Here is a 10,119-nt window from a genome sequence, read left to right as displayed (position 1 = left end):
TTTGCTTACTTTTTTTTCGACTGAAAAAAGTAAGGCGCCGTAAGGGCGCAAAGGTGATTCAGCGTCACCTCGGCAAATGGATAAGCTCACAACTCACAAAACCAACGCCAACGCCAACGCCAACGCCAACGCCAATCTTCCCCGGTAATCCGTGATGAACCAAAAAAAAGCCCTGCGACCGAATGAGACGCAGGGCAAGGAAATTGGTTGGTTGTGGCCAACCAAAGGAGCGCTTTAAAACATCGGGTCAGTTGCTCGCGATCGTCTCCGGTTGCCAGCCACCACCGAGGGCCTTGTAGATCGCGACGATGCCGCGATACAGGTCCACTTCGGCCTGGGCCTGGGTGTCTTCGGCCGCCAGGCGTTCCCGCTGGGCATCGAGCAGCACGAGGAAATCGGCCGTGCCTTCGCGGTAACGAATTTCCGCCAGGTCGGCAGCCGAGCGGCTGGACTCGCTCTGACGAATCAGCGAGATCAGGCGCTGTTGGCGTTTGCCGTAGTCGCTGAAGGCGTTTTCCGATTCTTCCAGGGCCAGCAACACCTGCTGCTCGTAGGTCGCCAGGGCGCCTTCGGCGTCGGCGTCGGCACCGCGTATGCGGGCTTTAACGCTGCCCAGGTCAAACGCGGCCCAAGTGATGCTAGGACCGAGAGCCCAGGCGTTGGCCGCCGAAGAACCGATCTGCGAACCACGTCCGGCGGTCCAGCCGAGGAAGCCGCTGAGGCTGACCCGCGGGAAAAGATCCGCCTTGGCCACGCCGATGCGTGCCGTGGCCGAAGCCAGTTTGCGTTCGGCACTGAGAATGTCCGGACGGCGTTGCAGCAGTTCACCCGGATCGCCGATCGGCAATGCCTTGGCAATCGCGGGCAGGTCTTTGGGGCTCAAGTCCACGGTCAGCTTGTCCGGACGTTCACCCAGCAGGGTGGCGATACGGTTTTTCTGCCGCACCTGTTCGGCCTGCAGTTGCGGCACGCTGGCTTCAACCGACGCCAGTCGCGCATCCGCACGCTCCACATCGAGCTGGTCACCGACGCCGGCATCACGCAGGCTGACCGTGATCTTGCGCGACTCCCGCTGGTTTTCCAGGTTGGCCAGGGCGATTTTCTCCCGCAGCTGCGCGCCGCGCAGTTGGCCGTAGGAATCCACCAGTTCGGCAATCATGGTGACTTGCAGTTGGTACAGATCAGCCTCAAGTGCCTGCTGCTCGGCATCGGCCGACTCCAGGTTGCGCTGGATGCGACCGAACAGATCAATCTCCCAGGCCATGTCCAGGCCCAGGTCATAGCGTTCGCTGTTGACCCGCTTGGTGGTCTGGCCCGGGATCTGCCCTTTGCCCAAATCACTGCTGACGCGGCTGGTGATGGTCGGCATGGCGTCATTGCTGACGTCATCGCGGATTGCCCGTGCGGCTTTCCAGCGGGCGAAGGCGACGCGCAGATCACGGTTGCCCTTGAGCGACTCGGTCACCAACTGGTTGAGAGTCGGATCTTCGAACTGTTGCCACCAGATGCCTTCGAAACGCGAACGGTCAAAGTTCTTCTGGCCGGCGGCGCCATCGGTGGCGGCCGTGATGTTGGCCGCCTCGGTGGTTGGGGTCTTGTAGTCAGGGCCCACGGCACAGGCACTCAGGGCCAGTGCCAGCAGGCTCGGCAGGAACGCTTTCAAACTCATCAGTGCGACTCCAGCTTCAGGTTGGCCTTGGCAGCTTTGCGTGCCTGGCCGCGCTCGACAAAGTTACGAATCAATACGTAGAACACTGGCGTCAGCAACAGACCGAAGAAGGTCACCCCGAGCATCCCGGAGAACACCGCCACACCCATGGCATGACGCATCTCGGCACCGGCACCGCTGGAGAACACCAGCGGCACCACACCCATGATGAACGCGAAGGAAGTCATCAGGATCGGCCGCAGACGCAGGCGGCATGCTTCCAGGACCGCAGCCAGCGGGTTGAGGCCTTCGAGCTGTTTGTCCTTGGCGAACTCGACGATCAGGATCGCGTTCTTGCAGGCCAGGCCCACCAGTACGATCAGGCCGATCTGGGTGAAGATGTTGTTGTCACCGCCGGAGGCAATCACACCGGTGATGGCCGACAGCAGGGTCATCGGTACGATCAGGATCACCGCCAGTGGCAGGCTCCAGCTTTCGTATTGCGCAGCGAGCACCAGGAACGCCAGCAGCACGCAGAGCGGGAACACGAACAGCGCGGTGTTGCCGGACAGGATCTGCTGGTAGGTCAGGTCGGTCCATTCATAGGTCATGCCGTTGGGCAGTTCTTCCTTGAGCAGTTTCTCGATGGCTTTTTCGGCCTGGCCGGAGCTGTAGCCAGGGGCTGCCGCACCGTTGATTTCAGCGGTGATGAAGCCGTTGTAGTGCATCACGCGGTCGGGACCTGAGGTGTCGCTGACCTTGATGAAGGTCGCCAGCGGGATCATCTCGCCCTTGTTGTTACGCACTTTCAGCTGGCCGATCTGGTCGGACTCCAGGCGGAACTGTTGCTCGGCCTGAACGTTGACCTGATAAGTGCGCCCGAAACGGTTGAAGTCGTTGGCATACAGCGAACCCAGATAGATCTGCAGGGTGTCGAAGATGTCGCTGACGGCCACGCCGTGGGTCTTGGCTTTCTCGCGGTCGATGGCGGCATCGACCTGCGGCACGTTCACGGTGTAGCTGGTGAACAGGTTGGCCAGTTCCGGAACGTTATGGCTCTTGGCGATGACGTTCATGGTCTGCTTGTACAGCTCGTCGTAGCCCAGGTTGCCCCGGTCTTCTATTTGCAGACGGAAACCACCGATGGTGCCCAGGCCTTGTACCGGCGGAGGCGGGAAGATCGCCATGTAGGCTTCCTGGATCCCGGCGTACTGGCCGTTCAAGGCACCGGCAATGGCGCCGGCGGACATGCTCGGGTCCTTGCGCTCGTCGAACGGTTTGAGGGTCACGAACACAATGCCGGCGTTCGGACTGTTGGTGAAACCGTTGATCGACAGGCCAGGGAAGGCTACGGCGCTTTCCACGCCCGGCTGTTTCAGGGCCAGGTCGGACATGCGCTTGATCACGTCTTCGGTACGATCCAGGCTTGCGGCGTCCGGCAGTTGCGCGAAGGCCACCAGGTATTGCTTGTCCTGGCCAGGTACGAAACCGGTCGGGGTGCTGGAGAAACCGAAGAAGGTCAGCACCATCAGGCCTGCGTACAGCAGCAAGGCAATGCCGCTGCTGCGGATGACCCGGCGCACGGTACCGACATAGCCATGGCTGGCCTTTTCAAAGAAACGGTTGAAAGGACGGAACAGCCAGCCACCGAAGATCTTGTCGAGGATATTCGAGAAACGGTCTTTCGGCGCGTCGTGGCCCTTGAGCAATACCGCAGCGAGTGCCGGCGACAGGGTCAGCGAGTTGAAGGCCGAGATCACGGTCGAAATCGCGATGGTCAAGGCGAACTGTTTGTAGAACTGACCGGTGAGGCCGGAAATGAACGCTGCAGGTACGAACACCGCACACAGCACCAGCGCCGTGGCAATGATCGGGCCGGTTACTTCACTCATGGCTTTCTTGGTGGCTTCGAACGGATCAAGCCCCAGTTCGATATTTCGCTCGACGTTCTCCACCACCACGATGGCGTCGTCCACCACGATACCGATCGCCAGTACCAAACCGAACAGCGACAGCGCGTTGAGCGAGAAGCCGAACAGGTGCATCACGGCGAAGGTACCGATCAGCGATACCGGCACCGCCACCAACGGAATGATCGAGGCGCGCCAGGTTTGCAGGAACAGGATCACCACCAGCACCACGAGGATCAGCGCTTCGAAGAGGGTGTGAACCACCGCCTCGATGGAGCCGCGCACGAAGATCGTCGGGTCATAGACGATGCTGTAGTCCATGCCTTGCGGGAAGTTCTTCTTCAGCTCTTCCATCTTGCCCCGAACCTCGTTGGAGATTTCGATGGCGTTGGAGCCTGGGCGCTGGAAGATCGGGATAGCCACGGCCGGCTGGTTGTTCAGCAGGGAGCGCAGGGCGTATTGGCTGGAACCCAGTTCGACGCGGGCGATGTCCTTCAGGCGGGTGATTTCACCGTTGTCGCCGGCACGAATGATGATGTTCTCGAACTCTTCCTCGGACACCAGACGGCCCTGAGTGTTGATCGACAACTGGAAGCTCTGGGCATTCGGAGCAGGCGGCGCACCCAGTTGACCGGCGGCCACCTGGCGGTTCTGTTCACGGATGGCGGTGACTACATCGGTGGCCGTCAGGTTGCGCGAAGCGGTCTTGTTCGGATCGAGCCAGACCCGCAGCGAATAATCGCCCATACCGAACAGTTGCACGTCACCGACACCGCCCAGGCGAGCGAGCTCGTCCTTGATGTTGAGGATCGCGTAGTTGGACAGGTACAGCATGTCGTAGCGTTTGTCCGGCGAGGTCAAGTGCACAACCATGGTCAGGTCGGGCGACGCCTTGTCGACGGTGATACCGATACGCGTCACTTCTTCGGGAAGCTTCGGCTCTGTCCGGGTGACACGGTTCTGCACCTGCACTTGCGCGTTGTCCAGGTCGGTGCCCAGCGCGAAGGTGATGGTCAGGGTGATTTTGCCGTCGGCGGTCGATTGCGAGGACATGTACAGCATGTTCTCGACGCCGGTGATGGCTTGCTCCAGCGGAGCGGCCACGGTTTCACCGATGACTTTCGGGTTGGCGCCGGGGAAGTTGGCACGGACCACTACGGTCGGCGGCACGACTTCCGGATATTCGCTGATCGGCAGCTGGAACAGCGAGATGGCGCCGGCGATCAGGATCAGCAGCGAGAGCACCGCTGCGAAGATCGGCCGCGTAATGAAGAATTTGGAAAAATTCATCGGATTCGTTATCCCTTAACCGCGTGGAGTCACGGCAGCCACTTTCACAGCCGTACCCGGCGCGACCTTGGCGGGCGCGACTTGGGGCAGGTTGCTGGCTTCCAGTGCTTGTCGTTGTTGTGCCAGAGCCGCGAGGGTCTGCTCGCTGGCCATCGGGATCACTTCAGGGGTCACCGGCGAGCCAGGACGTACCCGTTGCAGGCCCTTGACGATGATGGTGTCGTCCTTGTTCAGACCATTGCGCACGATGCGCAGCCCTTCGATTTTCGGACCCAGTTCGACGGCGCGGTAGGCGGTCTTGTTGTCACCATCCATCACGATCACGAACTTCTTGCCCAGGTCGGTGCCTACGGCTTCATCGTTGATCAGCATGGCGTTGTAGGTGCCGCTACCCACCAGTTTCAGGCGTGCATACAGGCCCGGGGTATAGCTGCCGTCGCTGTTGTCGAACACCGCGCGGCCACGAATGGTGCCGGTTTTCGGGTTGACTGCGTTGTCGACGAAATTCATCTGACCCAGGTGCGGGTTGCCGTCTTCGTTGGACAGTCCCATGTAAACCGGGGTAGTGGCGCCGCGCTTGCCCTGGCGAGCGAGCTCCGTGTACTTGAGGAACACACGCTCGTCCGCGTCGAAGTAGGCGTACACCTTGTCGGTGGAGACCACACTGGTCAGCGGGGTAGTATCGGCGGTCACCAGGTTGCCGGCGGTGATCTCCGCACGGCTGACGCGGCCGCTGATCGGTGCGGTGACACGGGTGAAGCTCAGGTTCAATTTAGCCAGATCAAGCTGCGCTTGCAGGGCACCGACGGCGGCGCGGGCTTCCTGGGCTGCGCTGGTACGCGAATCAGCCAGTTCGGCGGAAATGGCGTTGCTGGTGCGCAGGCGCTCACCGCGCTGGGCTTCATTTTCACTGCGGGTGGCATTGGCGCGCGATTGTGCAACCAGTGCTTCGAGGCGGCGGACCTCAGCCTGGAAGGGACGCGGATCGATCTGGAACAGCAGGTCACCCTTCTTGACCAGGGCACCTTCAGTGAATGCCACTTCATCGATCTGGCCGGAGACCCGTGGACGAATCTCGACGGTTTCCGGCGCTTCGAGGCGGCCGGTGAATTCGTCCCATTCGTTGACCGGTTGCTCCAGCACCTTGGCCACGCTGACCTTGGCTGCGGGCATGCTGGCGGCGGTTTCCGGGGCCTTGCCGCAAGCGCTGATCACCACTACGGCCAACAAAGCCAACGGGAAGCGCAAATGTTTGAGTGACTGTTCCATGGATGCATCCGCCAATGTGTTGAGATTGGCGAATGATGCGCGGAGGGTTTGTATCTCACGAATCGAATGGGGCGAAGGTAACTATCATTCGGAATGATATGAGACCCCAGCCAGCCCTCTAGCCTGCGCCTTGTGTTCGGTCGTCATCAACTGGATTGATGACAATTGTGTGTTGCATTGGATGCAATAGTCAGACTTGGAATCGTGTTGCGGCTTTCGCGAGCAGGCTCGCTCCTACAGGGATCTTCGTCGTTTCCAAATGCCTGTGGAAGCAGCGGTACGGCGATCCGACTTGCCTGCGCTGTGCCAATTTCGTCACCGCCAATGCCCAAACCCATCAAGCCATAACGCCTCGAATGGACCAGTCTGACCGGTCTGTCCAAGGAGATGACCATGATCCGACTGACCCTGATCGAAGCCCGTGAGTTGGCCGAATCGATCTTGTTGCACAACGGTTTTAATCTGGCCCATGCACAAGCGGTGGCGGCGACAGTGATTGCTGGCGAACGTGATGGCTGTGCCTCCCACGGTTTGTACCGGATTCTGGGGTGTGTGAATTCCCTGCGGGCCGGCAAGGTGTCAGCCGATGCCGAGCCACAGGTGTTCGACCAGGCACCGTCGATTGTGCGGGTGGATGCTGGCGGTGGGTTTTCGCAGTTGGCGTTTCAGGCGGGGTTGCCGTTGCTTGCGCAGAAAACCCGGGCCAACGGCATTGCGGCGTTGGCAATCAACCGCTGTGTACATTTCTCGGCTCTGTGGGTGGAGATCGAGCAGCTGACTGCTGCCGGTCTGGTGGCACTGGCGTGTAATCCGAGCCACGCCTGGGTGGCGCCGGCTGGAGGTCGACTGCCGGTGTTCGGCACCAATCCCATTGCCTTTGGTTGGCCGCGTGCGGGACAAGATCCGTTTGTGTTCGACTTCGCCACCAGCGCGATTGCCCGTGGTGATATCGAACTGCACCGGCGTGCCGGCAAGGCGATTCCAGAAGGTTGGGGTGTCGACGCCCAGGGCCAGCCGACCACCGACGCCAACGTGGTGCTCGACAGCGGTGCGATGCTGACGTTCGGCGGGCACAAGGGTTCGGCGCTGGCGGCGATGGTGGAGTTGATTGCCGGGCCGCTGATTGGTGACCTGACCAGTGCCGAGTCGTTGACTTACGACGGGGGCAGCAAGTCGTCGCCGTACCATGGTGAGTTGATCATCGCCCTGGACCCTCGGCGCTTTCTGGGGGACGCCACTGAAGAACATTTGGCCCGGGCCGAAACGTTGTTCCAGGGCATTGAAGGGCAGGGCGCACGCTTACCGTCGCAACGGCGTTACGCGGCGCGGGTACGCAGCCTGGTGGAAGGCGTGCAAATTCCCGAGGCGCTGTACAACGACCTCAAGGCCCTGCTTGCCTGATTGAATCAAAGTGCTCTGTGGGAGCAACTGTCTGAACCCTGCCATTCGTCACCGCCATTCGGTGCCGTCGCGCAGCATGGCATTCCGCCTGATCAGTAGTATCCGCATGCAGGCAAGAGCGCGACTTTCGCGCTCTTGCAAGGGTAAGGGCTGCGATCTTTCAGGGCCATCAAGCCAAAGAGCCACCCCGGCGCGGGGTGGCTGGCACGACTGCGTCCACGGCAGCAACCCGCGCCGCCGACTCGGCATCCACCTGGCGCAATGACTTGCCACGAGTCTCGCGGGTCAGGCCGACAGCCACCACGGAAATCAGCGCGGCGCCCACCAGATACCAGGAGATCGGAGTCGAGCTGTGGTACTTGTTGAGCAAGGTGATGGCGATCAGCGGTGCCAGGGAACCGGCGAAGATCGGCGCCACCTGGTAGCACAGGGACAGAGCGGTGTAGCGTACGTGGGTCGGGAACAGTTCAGCCATCAGCGCCGAGTAAGGCGCGTAAGTCATCGACTCGATGGCCAGGCCCAGAGTGATGGCGGCCATGATCAGCCAGTTGTTGCCGGTGTCCATCATCGGGAAACCGATGAAACCCCAGAACGCTGTGAGCACCGCGCCGGTCAGGTACACCGGTTTGCGCCCTACGATGTCCGACAGATAGCCCATCAGCGGGATCAGGAAAAAGTGCACCAGGTGCGCGCCGAACATCAGCAGCAGAATTTGCGAAGTGTCCTTGTGCACCACCAGTTTCAGATAGGTAATCGAGAACGTCACCACGGTGTAGTAGAGGATGTTCTCGGCAAAGCGCGCGCCGATTCCCACCAGCACCGAACGCCAGTGATGACGCAGCACTTCCACCACACCGAGCTGTTGCTGTTTGGTCTGTGCCTGACGGGCCTGGGCTTGCTTGAAGATCGGCGCGTCATCGACGCTGGTGCGAATCCAGTAACCGATCAACACTACTACCGCCGAGAACCAGAACGCCACGCGCCAGCCCCAGGCAAGGAACTGTTGCTCTGACAGGTTCGACGACAACAGCAGCAGGGCGACCGTGGCCACCAGGTTGCCGGCCGGCACCCCGGCTTGCGGCCAACTGGCCCAGAAACCCCGACGATTGTCCGGGCAGTGTTCGGACACCAGCAGAATCGCGCCGCCCCATTCGCCACCGAAAGCGAAGCCCTGGATCAACCGCAACAGCACCAGTAGCACCGGCGCTGCGTAACCGATCTGGTCGAAGCCAGGCAGGCAACCCATCAGGAAGGTGGTGATGCCGACCACTACCAGGCTCAGTTGCAGCAGGCGTTTGCGGCCGAATTTGTCACCGTAGTGACCGAATACCAAACCGCCCAACGGCCGGGCGAGAAAGCCGACCGCGTACAAGGCGAAGGCGGCGATGATGCCGTCGATGGGGCTGTCGGTCTGGCGGAAGAACAACTGACCGAAGACCAGTGCCGAGGCGGTGCCGTAGAGAAAGAATTCATACCATTCGGCGACGGTGCCAGCCATGGCGGCGGCCACTACGCGTTTGAGTCCCGAGGGTGTTGTTGCGCTTTGCGTGTGTTGAGGATTCGACATGCTGACGTACCTTGTTAAGGCGCAAAAAAACGGGCATCCGGGCGGGGCCAGTAAAGGCCCGTTCGGCAATCACTCAGAGACCGACGTCCGGTAGTTCCGGGCGGTTGGCCAACGCTTTGGCCATGATCTGCTCGACAAATACGCGGTCGGCTTCCGGCAGGGCCAGGCGTGGCGGACGGGTCAAGGCGCTGCCGCGACCGGCGATGGCTTCACACAGCTTGATGCACTGCACCAGGTCGGCACGGGCATCGAGGTGCAGGATCGGCATCAGCCATTCGTAGATCGGCATGGCTTCGGCGAAACGACCGGCCTTGGCCAGGCGGAAGATGGTTTCTCCTTCTTTCGGGAACACGTTGGACATGCCCGAGACCCAACCTTCGGCACCCACGGCGATGCTTTCCAGCACCACGTCGTCGAGGCCGGCGAACAGCACGAAACGGTCACCGACTTCGTTGCGCACGTCGATGAAGCGGCGGGTGTCGCCGGAAGAATCCTTGAAGCACACCACGTTGTCGCAGTCGGCCAGGGAAATCAGGATGTCCGGGGTGACGTCGTTCTTATAGATAGGTGGGTTGTTGTAGACCATCAGCGGCACGTCGGCGTTTTTCGCCACGTAGCGGTAATGCTCGGCGGTCTCGAACGGCTTGGAACCGTAGACCAGCGCCGGCATCAACATCACGCCATCGACGCCGACCCGGCGTACGGCATTGGCGACCTTGGCCGCTTGAATGCTGGTGAACTCGGCCACGCCGCAAATCACCGGTACGCGTCCACGAGCGGCATCGACAGCGACTTCAGTCACGGCGATTTTCTCTTCGGCGGTCAGCGAGGTGTTTTCACCCACCGAGCCGCAGACCACCAGGCCCGACACGCCGTCGCGAATCACGTTGGAAATCACCTGATGGGTTTTTTCCAGGTTGATAGAGTAGTCATCGTTGAATTGAGTGGTCACCGCTGGGAAGACGCCACTCCAGTTAATGCGTTTGCTCATTGTTGTCTCCGATTCGTTAATTGTATTTCGTATACGGTGTTTA

6 protein-coding genes are annotated in these 10,119 nt (G+C 60.8%); 1 reads left to right on the top strand and 5 read right to left on the bottom strand.

Features of this window, described 5'->3' with window-relative positions; all coding sequences use genetic code 11:
* Window positions 1-247 precede the first annotated feature (247 nt).
* From CAF65_RS04585 to mexE, 3 genes are read right to left on the bottom strand one after another with little or no spacing between them, the layout of a single operon-like run.
* Window positions 248-1,669, bottom strand: coding sequence for an efflux transporter outer membrane subunit (locus CAF65_RS04585; RefSeq protein WP_085715212.1), 1,422 nt, complete (start codon window positions 1,667-1,669; stop codon window positions 248-250).
* Complete coding sequence (locus CAF65_RS04580) at window positions 1,669-4,848, bottom strand: efflux RND transporter permease subunit (protein ID WP_085715211.1); 3,180 nt, start codon at window positions 4,846-4,848, stop codon at window positions 1,669-1,671. The genes CAF65_RS04585 and CAF65_RS04580 overlap by 1 nt, the downstream gene beginning before the upstream one ends.
* Window positions 4,849-4,863: 15 nt before the next feature.
* Window positions 4,864-6,117 carry a multidrug efflux RND transporter periplasmic adaptor subunit MexE gene (mexE, locus tag CAF65_RS04575; protein ID WP_085715210.1) on the bottom strand — a complete coding sequence of 418 codons (1,254 nt, stop codon included), beginning with the start codon at window positions 6,115-6,117 and terminating at the stop codon, window positions 4,864-4,866.
* A gap of 393 nt (window positions 6,118-6,510) precedes the next feature.
* Here mexE and CAF65_RS04570 point away from each other — a divergent pair, with 393 nt between their 5' ends.
* Window positions 6,511-7,518: an Ldh family oxidoreductase gene (locus CAF65_RS04570; protein WP_085715209.1), complete on the top strand. Its 1,008-nt coding sequence runs from the start codon at window positions 6,511-6,513 to the stop codon at window positions 7,516-7,518.
* Window positions 7,519-7,687: 169 nt separating this feature from the next.
* Here CAF65_RS04570 and abaF read toward each other — a convergent pair whose 3' ends face one another.
* Together abaF and CAF65_RS04560 are read right to left on the bottom strand one after the other, a co-directional pair.
* Window positions 7,688-9,085: a fosfomycin efflux MFS transporter AbaF gene (gene abaF, locus CAF65_RS04565; RefSeq protein WP_085715208.1), complete on the bottom strand. Its 1,398-nt coding sequence runs from the start codon at window positions 9,083-9,085 to the stop codon at window positions 7,688-7,690.
* 73 nt (window positions 9,086-9,158) lie between these two features.
* Complete coding sequence (locus CAF65_RS04560) at window positions 9,159-10,076, bottom strand: dihydrodipicolinate synthase family protein (RefSeq protein ID WP_008018644.1); 918 nt, start codon at window positions 10,074-10,076, stop codon at window positions 9,159-9,161.
* Window positions 10,077-10,119 lie beyond the last annotated feature (43 nt).

This window comes from Pseudomonas sp. B28(2017), from assembly GCF_002113025.1.
Lineage (GTDB): Bacteria > Pseudomonadota > Gammaproteobacteria > Pseudomonadales > Pseudomonadaceae > Aquipseudomonas.
Note: the sequence above shows the minus strand (reverse complement) of the source record. Positions and strands in the feature narration are given on the sequence as shown.

What these genes read in the sequence shown, in the direction of transcription:
- CAF65_RS04585 (WP_085715212.1), bottom strand. Translation starts at nt 1,669, where the DNA reads ATGAGTTTGAAAGCGTTCCTGCCGAGCCTGCTGGCACTGGCCCTGAGT.
- CAF65_RS04580 (WP_085715211.1), bottom strand. Translation starts at nt 4,848, where the DNA reads ATGAATTTTTCCAAATTCTTCATTACGCGGCCGATCTTCGCAGCGGTG.
- mexE (WP_085715210.1), bottom strand. Translation starts at nt 6,117, where the DNA reads ATGGAACAGTCACTCAAACATTTGCGCTTCCCGTTGGCTTTGTTGGCC.
- CAF65_RS04570 (WP_085715209.1), top strand. Translation starts at nt 6,511, where the DNA reads ATGATCCGACTGACCCTGATCGAAGCCCGTGAGTTGGCCGAATCGATC.
- abaF (WP_085715208.1), bottom strand. Translation starts at nt 9,085, where the DNA reads ATGTCGAATCCTCAACACACGCAAAGCGCAACAACACCCTCGGGACTC.
- CAF65_RS04560 (WP_008018644.1), bottom strand. Translation starts at nt 10,076, where the DNA reads ATGAGCAAACGCATTAACTGGAGTGGCGTCTTCCCAGCGGTGACCACT.